This is a genomic window from Pseudoalteromonas undina, from assembly GCF_000238275.3.
GTDB lineage: Bacteria > Pseudomonadota > Gammaproteobacteria > Enterobacterales > Alteromonadaceae > Pseudoalteromonas > Pseudoalteromonas undina.
Genome location: NZ_AHCF03000003.1, coordinates 619,911 through 636,149 on the forward strand (window position 1 = coordinate 619,911; position 16,239 = coordinate 636,149).

Annotated in this window: 12 protein-coding genes and 1 other RNA gene; 7 read left to right on the forward strand and 6 right to left on the reverse strand. The window is 40.9% G+C overall.

Annotation, left to right across the window (positions count from 1 at the left end; genetic code table 11):
• Positions 1-51 precede the first annotated feature (51 nt).
• The gene (ggt, locus tag PUND_RS06540) at positions 52-1,716 is read left to right on the forward strand and encodes a gamma-glutamyltransferase (RefSeq protein ID WP_010388021.1); all 1,665 of its coding nucleotides are present in this window, start codon (positions 52-54) and stop codon (positions 1,714-1,716) included.
• Between the two features lie 76 nt (positions 1,717-1,792).
• Here ggt and PUND_RS06545 read toward each other — a convergent pair whose 3' ends face one another.
• Together PUND_RS06545 and PUND_RS06550 are read right to left on the reverse strand one after the other, a co-directional pair.
• Positions 1,793-2,995, reverse strand: a complete 1,203-nt coding sequence (locus PUND_RS06545) for an aromatic amino acid transport family protein (protein WP_010388022.1) — start codon at positions 2,993-2,995, stop codon at positions 1,793-1,795.
• A 303-nt stretch (positions 2,996-3,298) separates the two neighbouring features.
• A complete protein-coding gene (locus tag PUND_RS06550) occupies positions 3,299-4,177 on the reverse strand; it encodes a flagellar protein MotY (RefSeq protein ID WP_010388027.1) in 879 nt (292 codons plus the stop codon).
• A gap of 471 nt (positions 4,178-4,648) precedes the next feature.
• Between PUND_RS06550 and rnt the strand changes: the two genes are divergently transcribed.
• Positions 4,649-5,323, forward strand: a complete 675-nt coding sequence (rnt, locus tag PUND_RS06555; RefSeq protein ID WP_010388028.1) for a ribonuclease T — start codon at positions 4,649-4,651, stop codon at positions 5,321-5,323.
• Between the two features lie 60 nt (positions 5,324-5,383).
• Here the strand turns inward: rnt and PUND_RS06560 are convergent, their stop codons facing one another.
• Entirely contained in the window at positions 5,384-7,009 is a 1,626-nt protein-coding gene (locus PUND_RS06560; RefSeq protein ID WP_010388030.1) for a DUF342 domain-containing protein, read from the reverse strand.
• Between the two features lie 248 nt (positions 7,010-7,257).
• Here PUND_RS06560 and ssrA point away from each other — a divergent pair.
• Positions 7,258-7,614: a transfer-messenger RNA gene (ssrA, locus tag PUND_RS06565) on the forward strand.
• Positions 7,615-7,780: 166 nt separating this feature from the next.
• On the opposite strand, the gene PUND_RS06570 is transcribed toward ssrA, so the two are convergent.
• Positions 7,781-8,479 carry a substrate-binding periplasmic protein gene (locus PUND_RS06570; RefSeq protein ID WP_010388032.1) on the reverse strand — a complete coding sequence of 233 codons (699 nt, stop codon included), beginning with the start codon at positions 8,477-8,479 and terminating at the stop codon, positions 7,781-7,783.
• Positions 8,480-8,654: 175 nt separating this feature from the next.
• On the opposite strand from PUND_RS06570, the gene PUND_RS06575 reads away from it, so the two are divergent.
• Positions 8,655-9,413 (forward strand): sulfite exporter TauE/SafE family protein, encoded by a 759-nt coding sequence (locus tag PUND_RS06575; protein WP_010388034.1) that lies wholly within the window; start codon positions 8,655-8,657, stop codon positions 9,411-9,413.
• Here the strand turns inward: PUND_RS06575 and PUND_RS06580 are convergent.
• Both PUND_RS06580 and mnmC read right to left on the reverse strand, forming a co-directional pair.
• Positions 9,406-10,041, reverse strand: coding sequence for an SDR family oxidoreductase (locus PUND_RS06580; RefSeq protein ID WP_010388035.1), 636 nt, complete (start codon positions 10,039-10,041; stop codon positions 9,406-9,408). The genes PUND_RS06575 and PUND_RS06580 overlap by 8 nt on opposite strands.
• 289 nt (positions 10,042-10,330) lie before the next feature.
• Positions 10,331-12,340 carry a bifunctional tRNA (5-methylaminomethyl-2-thiouridine)(34)-methyltransferase MnmC2/FAD-dependent 5-carboxymethylaminomethyl-2-thiouridine(34) oxidoreductase MnmC1 gene (mnmC, locus tag PUND_RS06585; RefSeq protein WP_010388038.1) on the reverse strand — a complete coding sequence of 670 codons (2,010 nt, stop codon included), beginning with the start codon at positions 12,338-12,340 and terminating at the stop codon, positions 10,331-10,333.
• Between the two features lie 178 nt (positions 12,341-12,518).
• Between mnmC and fabB the strand changes: the two genes are divergently transcribed.
• From fabB to PUND_RS06600, 3 genes are all read left to right on the forward strand, one after another.
• Complete coding sequence (gene fabB / locus PUND_RS06590; RefSeq protein WP_010388041.1) at positions 12,519-13,730, forward strand: beta-ketoacyl-ACP synthase I; 1,212 nt, start codon at positions 12,519-12,521, stop codon at positions 13,728-13,730.
• A gap of 108 nt (positions 13,731-13,838) precedes the next feature.
• Entirely contained in the window at positions 13,839-14,960 is a 1,122-nt protein-coding gene (locus tag PUND_RS06595; protein ID WP_010388044.1) for a 4-phosphoerythronate dehydrogenase, read from the forward strand.
• A 45-nt stretch (positions 14,961-15,005) separates the two neighbouring features.
• Positions 15,006-16,022 carry an aspartate-semialdehyde dehydrogenase gene (locus tag PUND_RS06600; RefSeq protein ID WP_010388045.1) on the forward strand — a complete coding sequence of 339 codons (1,017 nt, stop codon included), beginning with the start codon at positions 15,006-15,008 and terminating at the stop codon, positions 16,020-16,022.
• Positions 16,023-16,239: the final 217 nt, after the last annotated feature.

Here is a 16,239-nt window from a genome sequence, read left to right on the forward strand (position 1 = left end):
CTATGCATTAATGTTTGCCATCAATGTATAAAAATAACCTAAGGATATGGGATGGGATCACTTTTTTCACCACGTAAGCTAATTATCAGTAGTATTGTGGTAATACAGTTATGTGTTTTTAATGTAGTGGCTAAACAGAGTGCCGTTGCCATGCCAGACACTTTTAGTGCACATGCTGCAAAAGCTGTGTTAGAACAGGGGGGGAACGCGGTTGATGCCGCTATTGCTGCTCAATTTGTGTTATCCGTTACGCTCCCTGAGGCGGGTAATATTGGCGGCGGTGGGTTTATGCTTATTCATAAGGATGGGCAAGGTGATTTTATAGATTACCGTGAAACTGCACCGAACGCCGCACATCGTGATATGTATTTAGACGCGCAAGGGCAAGTTATTGCTAATAAATCTATTTATGGTATTCACGCCAGTGGCGTACCTGGGAGTGTTGCTGGTATGTGGCTAGCACATAAAAAGCATGGCACACTTCCTTGGAAAACCTTAGTACAACCTGCGGTTACATTAGCTGAGCAAGGTTTCGTGGTGCCCGAAAAGTTGGCTCAGTTAATTAAGGGCTACATAGAGCACCTAAACAATAAAAACATTAAAGTAAATTTTGCCAGTTATTTTGCAAGCGCTACATCAGGTAAGCTTTTTAAACAACCTGAGCTTGCCGCGACACTCAAACGCATTCGCGATAATGGCCAAGATGGCTTTTATCAAGGTGAAACTGCAACGATCATCGCAAACTTTATGAAGCAACATGGCGGTATTATTACTCAAGACGATTTAAAAAATTACCGCGCAAAGTCTCGTACTCCTATAAAAGCTAACTGGAACGGCTATCAAGTGCTTACTTCACCGCCACCAAGCTCCGGCGGTATTGCTATATTACAATGGCTTAAAATGTATGAGCTTAAAAAGCCCATAGCTGCACCATCACATAATTCAGTAGGGTATGTGCACTTGCTTGCTGAAATAGGTAAGCGAGTGTTTGCTGATAGGGCAGAATACTTAGGCGACCCTGATTTTTACCAAGTGCCTAAAGCTAAGTTACTTGCAGAAAACTATCTTAAAAACCGCAGCAATAGTATAGATTTAAAGGCCATTTCTACCACTGAAAATATTAAACCGGGTTTAAAAGAAAGCGAACAAACCACTCACTTTTCTATTATTGATAACATGGGGAATGCTGTTGCTAATACCACCACCATCAATTTAGGGTTCGGTAGTGGCGTAGTCGTAGAAGGCGCAGGCTTCATTTTAAATGATGAAATGGATGACTTTAGCGCTAAACCCGGGGTTATGAATGTATTTGGCGCCATTGGCGGAAAAGCGAATGAAATTCAGCCACATAAACGTATGTTAAGCTCTATGACTCCAACCATTTTACTCAGTAATAACAAGGTGAAAATGGTAACAGGGTCGCCTGGCGGCACCACAATTATTAGTTCAGTGTATCAATCAATACTCAATGCGATTGAATTTAATATGAGTGCAAATGAAGTAGTAAATAGCCCGCGTTTTCACCATCAGTTATGGCCTAAAAATGTGATTAGAGCGCACTCGGGTTTGGAGTCCTCAGTAAAGCAACAGCTAATAAAAATGGGTTATACAGTGGATGAGCGTCACTTTGGTGATATGCATGTGATTATCAATAATGATGGCAAATTAGATGCGGCGTCTGAGCAAAGCGGAAGAGGGCAAGCGATAGTATTTTAACGTTAACAATTGACGTTTGAATGGTATGCACCCCAAAACCATCATTGGGGTGCATACATTAGAACAACTATAGGGGCTAGCCTATAGCCGGTATAAGTCCTGCAATTTGCAGGCATTGTGCGCTAATAATTGAAATACCACACAAAGCGGCTATGGCCAAACCAATATTACCACTGCGTACTTTATAGCCTTCTTTTTCAATCCCCTGACGCTGCTTGTAAACCATGCTAACAGGTAAAAATACTGCCAATATAACCAAAGCAATGGCTGCATAGCCTAATGCCATAATAAATCCTTGCGGGTAAAATAAAGCAAATCCAAGAGGAGGAACAAAAGTAATAAGTGCTGTTTTAATTCTATCAACCCCCGTGTCTGCTTTTTTGAATGTGTCAGCAAAAAAGTCAAATAACCCCAAGCTTACCCCTAAAAATGACGTTGCTAGAGCTAAGTCGGCAAAGAGTTTAACCGCAGTAGAAACATTGGCGTTATTGGCAATATTGGCCACACTGGCTACAAACCCAGTTAATCCTTCGCTTTGTAGTAATTGATCTTGGCTCATTATGCCTTGGCTTAATACTTGCCAAAATACATAAATAACCAGTGGTAAAGAGGCGCCTGCAATCATAACTTTGCGCAAGGTTTTTATATCAAGCCCGACATATTTAACAATAGAAGGAATTGAGCCATGAAAACCAAAAGAGGTGAATACCACCGGGATAGCCGACAGTATCAGCCCTTGCTCAACAGGCATTTCCAATAAGTGTTGGCCATGTACATAAGGTGTTAGCATATAAAACAAGCTAGCCAAAACGACTATTTTTACACTAAATAGTACTCGGTTAAGCTTATCAACTTTACTAGTGCCTAAAGTCACCACGCCTGCAATCAATACGGCTAAAATAATGGAGCCTAATTGAGGAGCAATACTAAGATTAAACCCAGTATTAATGCGCTCTTGTAGCTGAGCACCGCCACCGGCTATGTAAGCAGCGCACAGTGCATAAAATAAAAATATCATCGAAAAGTTAGCTACATACTGGCCACGTTTACCAAGCCAAAGCTTAGCCAGTGTATTTAAAGTCGCATCGCGAGGGGCATATTGGTGCAGCTCCAACATAAGCAAAGCCGTGTAGGTCATTAGTAACCAACACCCTACAATTAACACCATTGCCGTATTAAACCCGAGCCCCGCAGAGGCAATTGGTAGGGCAAGCATACCTGCACCTATGGTAGTTCCTGCAACAATTAACATGCTACCTATTGTTTTATTTTTAAGCACTTAATGATCCTGATCAAACGTGAGAGACACGCAAGATATAACTAGTTGTGCAAAACTTAAATAGTTTTGTCATAAAAGAGACAAAATAAAATGTAATCTTCTATTTACAACTGTATTAAAAAAGCCAAAATCATCAAGAAATGAAATTTAACTTATTAATATAAATGAAAAAATAAAAAGCCAAATGTTAATAACTAAATGGTCAGAGTATTGTTTTTTAACAATAGAGGCATGATTAAATTGATAGGTATTGACCGAAAGTGCTTAAATTACACATTCGGCCATTAAAGGAGAGAGCTTAACTTACATTTTTGCTATTTGAATTACCAAGCGACGGTTTTTATCACGGCCTAAAATATTATCATTGGTGTCTACAAATCGTTTTTCACCAAAGCCTTCAGTAACCACTTTAGCTTCATCAACGCCTAAGCCAACCATGTAATCTTTAATAGCCTTAGCACGGGTTCTAGATAAATCGAGGTTATTCCAACGACCGCCATAACTATCGGTGTACGATGCAATACTGATTGACTCTATACTGGGATCGTTTTTTAAATATTCAGCAATTTTATCAAGGCGTTGCTGCGATGACTTGGTTAACTTACTGCTATTCGATTCATAATTCATTATAGTGAACGAAATATCTTCAAAATTGTATGGCAGCAATTCGTCTCGGCATTGTAAAAACGCCCAATACGCTTGCTTAAAATTAACATTAGACATACCCACGGCAATTTTATCGGCACTATTTTGCCAGTCTTGGTAGTAAAAAGTGGGTTTGTTCCCTTTTTCAAGCTCAGTCAGTATTTCCCATGCTGTTTTATTACCTAATTCACCATCAAACTTTTTAAGTAATTTCATATCAGCAATATCACGGGCAGGGCGGCCTGCTCGCCAGCTAGGTGGTACCGCTTTTAAACCGGCAATCGCGTAATTTTCTGGGCGCACCACCATGTCTAAATTAAAAGTGAGATCTTTATTTTTACTGGCTGATGCTTTAAAAACAGCTTCACCATAGTAGGGAACTTCATGATTTAATTGGCATTGCAAGCGAGTTGTTTTAACCAAGTTCCAGTTTGAATTATCTTGGTTAGCCGTGTACTGGCGTATTGCCGCAGTTGTATTCAAACTATACAGCACACTACTAATGCCTAGGCTAATAAATAACAACTTACACTTCATCGAGAATTCTCCAGTTATCTAGCTCTGCCAAAAAAGTGACAAAAACCGTAAAATATTACGCAACAGCAAATAATTCAGCGCAAACGCTAGGGTCTGTTGACCTTTCAAGGTTAAATTTGCAGCAGCCTGTTTGGTATTTAGGCAAGGCAGAGCCTATGTGGTGTGGTTATTCCCCATAAATAGGCGATAACACAGCATTAATGCCAAACAGGCGCTGCCCTTTGGGTTCTGCCTAGGGGCTATTTACTCTTTGTTGCTCGGTTTTTACTTAGCCCACTAGGTTACAAACTTCGCGCCGCGATTAAACCGCCCCTAGCTTGAACAAATTTTAATCCGCAAAGGTCAACAGACCCTAATTACTAAGCAAGTAACATGCCTATAGTTTAACTGTAATTAATCAATAAATCCCCTAGCCGACAGGCCATCAATTTTGACATAATAGACAGCTAATCCCTATAAACCAAGAATACTATGGCAAATACTGAGCAAACACTTTTCGCACAACGCTTTCGTGGCTTTTTTCCAGTGGTTATTGATGTTGAAACCGCCGGTTTTAACAAAGAAACCGACGCATTACTAGAAATTGCAGCATCCGTTTTAAAAATGGATGACGAAGGACTGCTTAGTATCGATCATACCGTTCATTTTCATGTGCAACCGTTTGAGGGCGCCAACATTGAGCAAGCTGCCATTGAGTTTAATGGTATTGAGCCTTTTTCAGCACTGAGAGGGGCAGTCCCAGAAGAAGAGGCGATTAAAGAAATTTGTAAAGTAGTGCGCAAAGCGCAAAAAGCTGCAGGGTGTCAGCGCTCTGTGGTGGTTGCTCATAATGCCGCTTTTGATCACGGCTTTTTAAATGCGGCTATTGAGCGTAATAATATCAAGCGCACACCATTTCATCCGTTTGTTAGTTTTGATACCACATCACTTGCTGGTTTGGCATTAGGGCAAACGGTACTAGCTAAAGCGTGTCGCGCAGCAGGGATAGAGTTTGATAATAAACAAGCACACTCTGCGTTATACGATACAGAACGTACTGCTGAACTGTACTGTTTAATTGTTAATCGTTGGCAGCAACTAGGTGGTTGGCCACTTGCTGTAGACGAAACACAACAGAGCGAAGACGAAGCAAGCAACCAAGATTAGAAACTCAGCTCATAATAGTGAATGTTCACTTTTGAGCTGAGTCAGTCTTAATAAGCGTTATTAAAACGATTGCGTTATTTTACCTTCACTATGAGTGATTAAATGTGGTGGGTAATTACGCGAAAAGCTAATTGATTCTCGTGCAATTTTAAGCTCTACCCCAGGGTGCATAAGCTCATTAACTTTTAAGCGACTGAGCGCTAAAAGCTGCGCCATTTTCTTTCTTAGTAACTGCTTTTGCTGATTGATGCTGGCGCTTCGGTTTGCTATGTGTTCTTCATTCGTTGTTATTTTATTCAAAAACTGCTGACGCTGTGCGCTTGCAACTTGTTTATTAATTCGCTGGCGCGCTTGCTGTAGTTCAATTGACTTACCGATTAAAACTTTTTCAAAGTCAGTGATTTGCGCTTGTTTTTGTTTTAGCACATACCATCGCTGTGCGATACAAACACGGGTTTTAGTTCCTGCTGGTGCGCCCAATTCACCTGTTTCAATGCGCATTGCATCTAGAATATGGCCACCAATAATTTTCCCTTTAGGATCTTTTGCGCTGCCCACCCTAATTAAATTTCCAGCACTCAAGTCACAATGTAATGATTGGCGATCTATTAGTAAGTTTTGATCCGTTTTTATGTCACAGTATTGAGAGTAACCAAGCGCAACGGTTCGTTTAGCTAAAATAGAACAGGTAAATGGCTCATCGGCTTCTCGCTTTCTGCCAATTGCACCCTTTACTATTGTGATGGCGCTATCACTTTTGAGCTGCGCCGATTCAACAAAGCCTAAAACAGTAATATCGCCGCTGGCGGTCACGCGCATGCCATCTTTTATATCACCACTGACTATAATACTGCCATCAAATTCAACATGGCCAGTACTTGGATCAATATTATGAAAACATAAAACATCATCAACACGCATACCACGGGGAAGGGCAACCGGTACGCCAGTACAGTCGGCAATTAATAAGTTGGGGTTGTCAGGCGCAATTTTAGTGCCGTCAAAAGGTTGTAATTTATGTTCTTTGCCAGGGGTTGCAGTTAGTACATCTCCAAACACAGTAAACCCATCAACCCCCGATGTTGCTGGAATGCGCCGCATTAATTCACAACCAGGTTTTACAGTAATAATATCACCTAGGTTTCTCATATCGACTTTACCACCGCCTTTAGCTTGTGGGCTAAGTACGCGGTCTTGCGCTGTGCAGCAAAGACGTACAAATTTGGCATCGTTACCCACTTTAGGTGCACGACCAAAAGCGACTTCGGCGCAATGCGTACTTCCTGGGGGTTGTTCGAACTGTTGCGCCAATAACTGTTCTAATGCATGAGAGCTAATGCCTTTTACAACCCCTGCTTGTGAGAGCTCTTCAATCGCTTGTTCCATGCTGAGCAATTTACCGCCCTTGGCAGTAATAAGGGTAGCTTCAACGAGCATATTTTTTTCATCGATGTTTATGGTTAGCTGTGCATCAATGGCTTGAGCAATTACTAAAGAGGGGGCTTCTTCGGCGTTATTTTGAGCAAACAGCTTACCAATATTGCTAGCAATAACCTCACACTCGCAATATTCTGACTGGCCAATTAATTCAATAAGCTGTGTTGCTGTTGAGGCTAAACCTGAAACATGAGGGTGTGAAACTAAAGAGATATACCCCGTTTGCTCATCAAAAGAAAAAACCGACATTTATAAATCCTCTAGGTAATATGTCTGTTATTATTTTTATAATTTATTAGACCAAGGTCTAGCTTTGCATTTGAGCATAAAGCACCATCATTGTTAAGTAATTGTTTCTTAATTGTCCAATATTTTACATTTACATGTGTGTTTGATGCATGATTAACCAACCAATAAAATAAAACGCCTAAGGTGTTGAGTATTCGTAGGTTACTCGGTTATACTGCTTGGACACTCTGAATGAGTAACCTTATTCAGGGGCTGATTAGGATTCGACGGAATTCAAGAAGCCCGAGGTGCATGTCGAGGTGCGGTTTGCCTCGTAAAAAAGCCGCAATTTAAAGTAATCGCAAACGACGATAACTACTCTCTAGCAGCTTAGGCTGGCTAGCGCTCCTTCCATGTATTCTTGTGGACTGGATTTTGGAGTGTCACCCTAACACCTGATCGCGACGGAAACCCTGGCCGGGGTTGAAGCGTTAAAACTAAGCGGCCTCGCCTTTATCTACCGTGTTTGTCCGGGATTTAAAGGTTAATTAAATGACAATACTAAACATGTAGTACCGACGGTCGAGGCTTTTCGGACGGGGGTTCAAATCCCCCCAGCTCCACCAATAACGGTTTTTAAATTCGTTTGTTTAAAAACCCTAAAAAACCGCAACTTGAGCAATCAAGTCGCGGTTTTTTTATGGCTAAAATTTCATATAAGCTATAAAAATGGGGGGTACAGCTTTTAAATTTATCCATAGTTGTTGATTTTTTTCGTCAGTTAATGTGCGGTTATTTTTTTGAATCGAGTAATGCTGAACTCAGCTTAGAGGCCAGCTTTACTTTTACTGGGTTTAAGGTTTTAGAAAAAGTTAAGTAAGTTGGCTCTGAAGTTAATACCTCTTCACTTTTAAACAAGATATTTTTGTATTGATTTTCTAGAGTAATTGCGTTGTCACTATGAATAATGCCATCTATTCGCTCGGACTCCATAAGCTTTAACACAATCGATATATCTGAAAACCTGTAAAGTTCAACTCCCTTTGCATTTAGTTTTGCATGTAAGTCATCATTTAGAGCAAACCCTATTTTTGCAGCCAAAATTGCTTTTTTGTTAATTAACTCATCTATATTACGTTTTTGCTTTAGGGTATATAAAGAAACCGTTACCTCATCAATCTTGGTGGCAAGGACGTAATCTAAAAACTCGGCTCTATCATCTCGATAAACAAGACCAACAATGCCATCAATATCACCATTAACAGCTTTTCTTAGAAGTTGTTGTACAGGATAAAATTCAATATCAACGGCTACTCCAGATGTTGTACTTATCGCTATTATTTGTTCTACATGGCGTCCTTTGGGTTGGTTATTTAACTCATAACTATAAGGGGGGTAGTCTTGAATAAAACCGAGTATTAAATTTTTCGAGTTTGCATTTGCATCTAAGCACAAAAGGATAAATATAAGCGTATAAAAAGTTCTACACATAAGTTATCTCTTACTTATTTAATTTACTAATAACTATAGCGTAATCCGGATACTTTTTTGTAGTTAACTTTTAATTACTTTAGCTGTATGTATAACACTAATAGCCTAATTACAGACACTATCTTACTTGCCTATTTTTTGTATTATGAGCCAATGATTAACTAGGAGCCTTTATATGGATATTTTTACAGCTGAACACATTTCGCCTTTAATTTCGCTGTTACTCATTGTACTGGCGGGTTTTACTTCGTTTGTATCGGCCGCTTTTGGTGCGGGCGGCGGGTTAATGCTGTTGGTGGTAATGGCGTCGGTGATGCCTATGGCGGTGGTGGTGCCGGTTCATGGTTTAGTGCAGTTGGGCTCTAATGCCAATCGGTTGTTGTTAAGTATTGCCCATCTTGATAAGCCGATGTTGTTGTATTTTACTCTGGGTGGATTAATTGGCGCGGGGCTATCAAGCCAAGTAGTAAGCGATATTAACCTTGATAGCATGAAGCTGTTTGTGGCTTTATTTGTGATTTATTTATTGTGGGGAACAATTCCTGAATTTAATAAAGACTCACGATTAGGGCGCTTACTAGCGGGCTTAATAACCGCATTTATCTCGACTTTTGTCGGAGCAAGTGGGCCTTTGGTAGCGAGTTATTTACATATTAATCATTACGATAAGCTTAAATTTACCGCGACTTTTTCAAGTATTATGACCTTGCAGCATAGTTTAAAAGCCGTTGTTTATGCGGGGCTGGGTTTTAGCTTTTGGCAATGGTTGCCGTTAACACTGGCGATGATTTTAAGCGGAGCCATTGGCACATGGTTAGGGATTAAATTACTTAAGCGGTTATCGGTGGCACGTTTTAGAGTTATTTTTAAAGTGATTTTAACCCTGCTTGCCATACAGCTTGCATGGCAAGGGATGAATGTAATGCTTACTTAATAGCGGCTTTTATTGGTTTGTCGCCATCAAATACTTCAAATATGCAGCGATTGCTGCCTTGCTCTGTGGCAATGGTAAATAGAACATGGGCTACGTTTTCACGGCTAATGATTGCTTTATCGCGATCTTTGGGACGTTCGGTAGAAATAAGCTTAGAGGCACTCTCATTAGTGAGTGAGCCTGGACGCACAATGGTGTAATTGAGTCCGCTATTAATTAAATGCCTATCAGCCATATGCTTAGCCACTAAATAGGGCTTTAAATCGCTTTGGATTGCATCTGGATCGTCAGCACCAATAGAGCTCACCATTGTAAAGTGCTTAGCGGCATGCTCTTTTGCGTAATTAATGGCTTTGGTGGCGGCCCATAAATCAATAAGTAAGGTTTTATCTGCGCCGGTGTTCCCGCCTGAGCCTGCGGCAAAAATGATATGGTCGCAACCGTGCAGCGCATCGCTAAAATCATTTTCTAAATCTTGCTCTACGATTGTTAAATAGTCGCTATTTAAGTCATCTAATTTACTTTTGTCACGTACTAAAGCCACTACAGGATGTTGGCGTTCAAGCAATAGTTTGGTGGTTAGTTTACCAATCTGCCCACTTGCGCCAATAATTAAAGTCTTACTCATAATTAATTCCTTCTCAATATAGTGTAAAGATTGTTCGTACAAACAGACCTTGGGGTAGGGAATTATTTTTAAAGGGTAAATGGGATTTAAATGAGCTTATTTAAAAAAACATATTAGTTAAAAAGTCATTACTTAACTGAGTATTAAAATTAGCTGCTTTTAAGATGTTTTTTAGAACTTTCACTCGATCATTATACTTACTTCGGTTACATAGTTACGATGGTATAAGCTAATACCTACATTGCGTTCTTGATAATTACAATAAAGGGTTTTGTAGGTATTACTACCTTTAAATTTTATTGCGAATAAGGTCTCGAACAATAAAACGTCCTGGGTGAATTGCTTGGCTTACACGCTCGCTTAGTGGGCGAGGTTCATTGTTTAAACTACTAATTAAGTGCTCGGCAGATAGCGGTGCACTGCATAATGCTCGCGCACCAAAGCCGGTAAAAATATGTAGGCCCTGTTGTGTTTTTTCTAACGGCTGATATTGATAGCGCTTGCCTAAACGTAAATTAGCAAATGCATGTGTATAATCAGTTTGCTCCACCCATTCACCAGCCATAGGTAAGTGGTCAATAAAACTACAGCGAACAGCGGCTTTGGCTGAGCTAATATCGCCTAAGCTAGTGGCAAATTCAGTGTTGTTATAAAAACTCAGTAATTGTTCACGGTTAGTGTGGTTGTCTTGCTCGGTCACTTCACGGCTCTTACTATTTTTTTCAAAGGTGGCGCCCATACAATGATGATCTAAATAAGCGGGAGTAAAATAGCCTTTGTGACACAACACAGTATTAAGTTTACGTGATTGCTCGCTTGCCTGAACATGTGACACTTGGCCGCGAACGCCAACAATGGGAAGTGTTTTAGTTTGCGTAAATGCATCACTGTGCTCACCAGTACAAATAATTACATCGCTAAAGGGGCCAAATGTTTTCTTTTGCGTGGTTAAGTACCAACCATCGGGTTGTTTATTAAATTGCTCAATATGGCAGTTAAATAGGCTTTCAAACGAATTTAATTGTTGTGCGGCATCTAACATTGCACAGACTAGCTGCGGGGGATTAACCCAGCCGCCTTGTTCAAAAAACACCCCTGAGTAACCTGTTTTAACCCCAGCGATAGCATCACCCTCATTAGCAGTCACATTTCGCATAAGCTGCTCTGGCCACAGTTGTTTATCTGCGAGGTTTTGATGGCGATCTGCCAATGGCTGTTTTACTGCATGTTGTAGTACACCACACCACTGGTGATCAAACAAAAAGCCATTGTTGATTAATTGATTATAAAGTCGCTTCGCGTATAAAAAACTATGGGCAAATAATTCACTATGTGGCGAGTTTTTTGCCTGTAAGTGCGGATACACAGCCCCTTGTACATTGTGCGATGCCCCCATTGCGGGCTTTTTATCTTGGCAAAATAAGTGGCTTTTTATGCCACGCTTTGCGAGGCTATAAAGGATACAACTGCTCGCTATACCACCGCCAATAATAGCCACACTTGAAAGCGGTGAGGGGTGATGCTCAAAATAGGCGGGGGCTGATTGTTTTGGGTTGGCTTGAGCAAGTGTGCCAATTAGCATCTCACGCTTTCGGCCAAAACCTTTGGCTTTTTGCATGCTAAAGCCTGCCTCGTTTAGTCCTCTGCGCACAAAGCCCGCAGCGGTAAATGTGGCTAATGTGGCATTGCTTCTGGAAATATCGACCATGGCGTTAAATACACTTTGCTGCCACATGTCGGGGTTTTTACTTGGCGCAAAGCCATCTAAAAACCACGCATCAACCAGCCCACTTTGTGGGTAGCTCATGCTATTAATACATTCCAGTACGTCGCCAAAGTAGAGGTCGAGGATTACACGGCCATTGGCAAATTCAAGTCGGTGGCAGCCATTTAAATTAATCGGGTAGTGGGTAACGAGTTGGTCGCTTAAATGGCTTAAACTAGGCCAAGCTTGCAAGGCTTGTTTTAAATCATTTACGCTAAGTGGATATTTTTCAAAAGAAATAAAATGTAATCGCTGCACTTTATTTGGTTGTTCATTTTGAACTTGTAGGCACTGTAAGTGGTCAGAAAACTGCAGCCATGTATTTAAAAAGTTAAGCCCAGTACCAAAACCGGTTTCGGCGATAACAAAGTGTTCACGGTCATGATTTTGTAACCGTGTATCTATACTGTTTTGTTGATAAAACACATAATGCGATTCAGCAAGGCCGTCGTCATTAGAAAAATAAACATCGTCAAAGTCATTGGCAACTGGTGTGCCTAAGTCGTTAAAGTGTATATGGGCGTTTTTTATCATGACCAATTCAATTTATAGATAATTTTTTAATTATTTTACGTGTTTTCTTTGAAATAGTCTGGCGTTATTTATAAGCTGTAGCTTCAGAGTACAAGTGTACGCTAGAAAGCTGACCACTTAGATGATTAAATTCGCGTAAAATAGAACACAATTAAGTATTAAGCTAAGGGAATTACCCATGAGAAGAGCCGTAATAACAGGCATCGGTGTTGTATCAAGCATCGGCAATAATAAACAAGAAGTATTAGAGTCACTAAAAGCGGGTAAAAGTGGTATTGCTTTTAATCAAGAATTTGCTGATTACAAATTGCGTAGCAATGTATCAGGTAAAATTGATATTGATGTTAAAGAGCATGTTGATCGTAAAGCAATGCGCTTTATGGGCGATGCGGCGGCTTACTCTTATATTTCAATGGCGCAAGCGATTGAAGATGCGGGTCTTAGCGACGAGCAAGTATCAAACGAGCGTACTGGTTTATTAGTTGGCTCTGGTGGTGGTTCATCAAAATGGCAAGTAGAAGCGGCTGATATTCTTCGTGAAAAAGGCGTTAAGCGCGTTGGCCCTTACATGGTGCCACGTACTATGGCAAGTACCACCTCTGCATGTTTAGCAACGCCGTTTAAAATTAAAGGTGTTAACTATTCAATTAGTTCTGCGTGTGCGACTTCTGCGCATTGTATTGGCCACGCGGTGGAACAAATTCAATTAGGCAAACAAGACGTTATTTTTGCAGGCGGCGGTGAAGAGCTTCACTGGACGTTAGCAATGGAATTTGACGCTATGGGTGCGCTTTCTACTAAATACAACGACACACCTGAAAAAGCATCACGTACTTATGATGCAAACCGCGATGGTTTTGTAATTTCAGCCGGTGGCGGTATTGTGGTTGTTGAAGAACTTGAACATGCACTTGCTCGTGGCGCGCATATTTACGCTGAAATTACCGGTTACGGCGCAACCTCAGATGGTTACGACATGGTTGCACCATCGGGTGAAGGTGCGGCACGTTGTATGCGCCAAGCTATGCAAAACGTTGACAGCATTGATTACTTAAATACCCACGGTACATCTACACCAGTAGGTGATGTTAAAGAGCTAGGCGCTATTCAAGAAGTATTTGGTGGTAACTCACCAATGATCAGTGCCACTAAAGCAATGACAGGGCATGCATTGGGTGCGGCTGGCGTACACGAAGCTATCTTTTCATTACTCATGCTTGAGCACGGTTTTGTTGCGCCATCTATCAATATTGATGAGTTAGATGAACAAGCGGCAGGCTTGAATATAGTGACTGAAGCAAAAGACGTTGAACTAAACACGGTTATGTCTAACAGCTTTGGTTTTGGCGGTACTAATGCCACGCTAGTAATGAGCAAATACAAAGGTTAAGTTAATCGTTAACTATTTTAAAGCCGAGCAAAATGCTCGGCTTTTTCGTTTGTGCTAATAGGGGGTTGTTCGTTACAATAGCGCCTCATTTCGCCAAACGGACTCACAATGAAAATTCTTGCCGATCAAAATATGCCTTTAGTTGAGCAATTCTTTAAAGATATGGGTGAGGTTGAACGATTTGATGGCAGGCAATTAACCCCTGAACAACTCATTGATGTTGATGTACTGCTTACCCGCTCAGTTACTCAAGTTAACAGTGAACTATTAGCACAGGCGAATAAACTAAGCTTTGTAGGTACCGCCACGATTGGTGTTGATCATATTGATACTGATTTGCTCAGTGCTAACAAGATCGGCTTTACCAGTGCGCCTGGCTGTAATGCCATTGCCGTAGCTGAGTATGTAATAAGTAGCTTATTTGCATTAAGCCAAGAAAATGCCAGTCCGTTAAGTGGTAAAACAATCGGTATTGTGGGTGTGGGTAATATTGGTAGTTGTTTAGCGCAAAAGTTAAAAGCACTGAACGTTAATTTACTATTGTGCGATCCAATTAAGCATGAGCAAGGGCTATTAACCGAGCATGTTGAGCTTGATGAGCTATTAGCGCAGTCAGATATTGTTACTTTTCATGTGCCGTTGATTAAAACGGGTAGGCACAAAACCCTGCACATGCTTGATAAAACACGCTTAACTAAACTTAAATCTGGGTTAACGTTAATAAACGCCAGCCGAGGTGATGTAATTGACAATCAAGCCTTACTTGAAGTGATGCAAGCCGGAGCTGAACTCGATTTAGTGCTGGATGTTTGGGAAAATGAACCTAATATTTTAACTGAATTACTGGAGCACGTGCGCTATGCCAGTGTTCACATTGCAGGGCATACCCTTGAAGGTAAAGCGCGAGGTACACAAATGTTGTACCAGCGCTTATGTGAGCTCAAAGGGGTTAACGCAATAAAATCGCTTGATGATTTTTTACCGCCTCCTGCGATTAAAAAAGTCACCCTAGAAAGCAGTTTTAGCGAAACAGATATAGCCCGTTTAGTGCATTTAGTTTATGACGTACGCCGTGATGATGGCATTTTACTACGTCACTTGGCCGATGAAGGCTTTGACAGCTTACGAAAAAACTACCCAACCCGCCGTGAGTTTAGCACTGTGATGGTTGAAGGTGATAGCACCGAGCTTGCTGCACTCGCCCAGCTTGGCTTTACCACAGTAAACTAATTTAATTAGCGCGGTTGTTTTAACCGTGCTTACAGAGGATGAAATATGTCGCAAAAATATAACGTTGCCGTACTCGGCGCTACCGGCCTTGTTGGTCGTCAAATCATTGAAACTTTGGAAGATCGTAAATTTCCGGTCGATCAGCTGTTTTTATTAGCAAGCAGCCGAAGTGCCGGCGAAGATATAAAGTTTCGTGGTGAGAGCATAGAAGTACGCGATGTTGAAGGCTTTGACTTTAGCCAAGCGCATATCGGCTTATTTTCTGCTGGTGGCAGTGTGTCTGAAAAGTACGCCCCGATTGCTGCAGACGCAGGCTGTATTGTTATTGATAATACCTCACACTTTAGAAATGACTTTGAAGTGCCGCTAATTGTGCCAGAAGTGAATGCAGCGAGTTTAGCCGATTTTAGAAACCGTAATATAATCGCTAATCCTAATTGTTCAACTATTCAAATGATGCTCGCGCTTAAACCTATTTATGATGCCTACGGTATTGATCGTATTAACGTTTCAACCTACCAAGCAGTGTCGGGTGCAGGCAAAGAAGCGGTTGATGAACTGGCAAAACAAACAGCTAACTTAATGAATGCACGTCCAATGGAAAACGACATTTTTCCTAAGCAAATTGCGTTTAATGTTATTCCGCAAATCGATAGCTTTGAAGACAATGGCTATACACGCGAAGAAATGAAAATGGTAAACGAAACGCATAAAATTTTAGGCGATACCACCATTGCAGTAAACCCGACTTGTGTTCGTGTACCGGTGTTTTTCGGTCATTCTGAGTCAATTAATATAGAAACGCGTATGCCTTATGACTTTGAGCATGTGAAGCAATTATTGAGCGATGCACCGGGTGTTGAGCTAATTGATGATGCGGGTGATTACCCAACGGCTGTCTCTGATGCCAGTGGTAACGACACTGTTTACATTGGCCGTTTACGTGCCGATATTTCACACCCACATGGATTAAATATGTGGGTAGTAAGTGATAACACCCGTAAAGGGGCAGCAACCAACAGTGTGCAAATAGCAGAAGAACTGATTGCTAATTATATGTAATTAGCCAGAATACAGTGATAATCCAATAAACGGCAAACCAAAGTGGCTTGCCGTTTTTTTGTGCTTAAATTGCCATTTTTTTGCCACTTATAAACAACAGTAGTGTAAACACTTTGATAAACAACATAAAAATATTTTTATCTTGATGTTTAAGGTATTTATTTTCAATGCGTTGCGATGGATATTATGGCTTAACTGGTTTATAGTTTGTAACTGG

Coding starts and splice junctions, on each gene's coding strand:
- PUND_RS06570 (WP_010388032.1), bottom strand. CDS start 8,479: ATGTGTAGAACTTTTTATACGCTTATATTTATCCTTTTGTGCTTAGAT.
- PUND_RS06600 (WP_010388045.1), top strand. CDS start 15,006: ATGTCGCAAAAATATAACGTTGCCGTACTCGGCGCTACCGGCCTTGTT.
- PUND_RS06550 (WP_010388027.1), bottom strand. CDS start 4,177: ATGAAGTGTAAGTTGTTATTTATTAGCCTAGGCATTAGTAGTGTGCTG.
- PUND_RS06595 (WP_010388044.1), top strand. CDS start 13,839: ATGAAAATTCTTGCCGATCAAAATATGCCTTTAGTTGAGCAATTCTTT.
- mnmC (WP_010388038.1), bottom strand. CDS start 12,340: ATGATAAAAAACGCCCATATACACTTTAACGACTTAGGCACACCAGTT.
- rnt (WP_010388028.1), top strand. CDS start 4,649: ATGGCAAATACTGAGCAAACACTTTTCGCACAACGCTTTCGTGGCTTT.
- fabB (WP_010388041.1), top strand. CDS start 12,519: ATGAGAAGAGCCGTAATAACAGGCATCGGTGTTGTATCAAGCATCGGC.
- PUND_RS06580 (WP_010388035.1), bottom strand. CDS start 10,041: ATGAGTAAGACTTTAATTATTGGCGCAAGTGGGCAGATTGGTAAACTA.
- ggt (WP_010388021.1), top strand. CDS start 52: ATGGGATCACTTTTTTCACCACGTAAGCTAATTATCAGTAGTATTGTG.
- PUND_RS06560 (WP_010388030.1), bottom strand. CDS start 7,009: ATGTCGGTTTTTTCTTTTGATGAGCAAACGGGGTATATCTCTTTAGTT.
- PUND_RS06575 (WP_010388034.1), top strand. CDS start 8,655: ATGGATATTTTTACAGCTGAACACATTTCGCCTTTAATTTCGCTGTTA.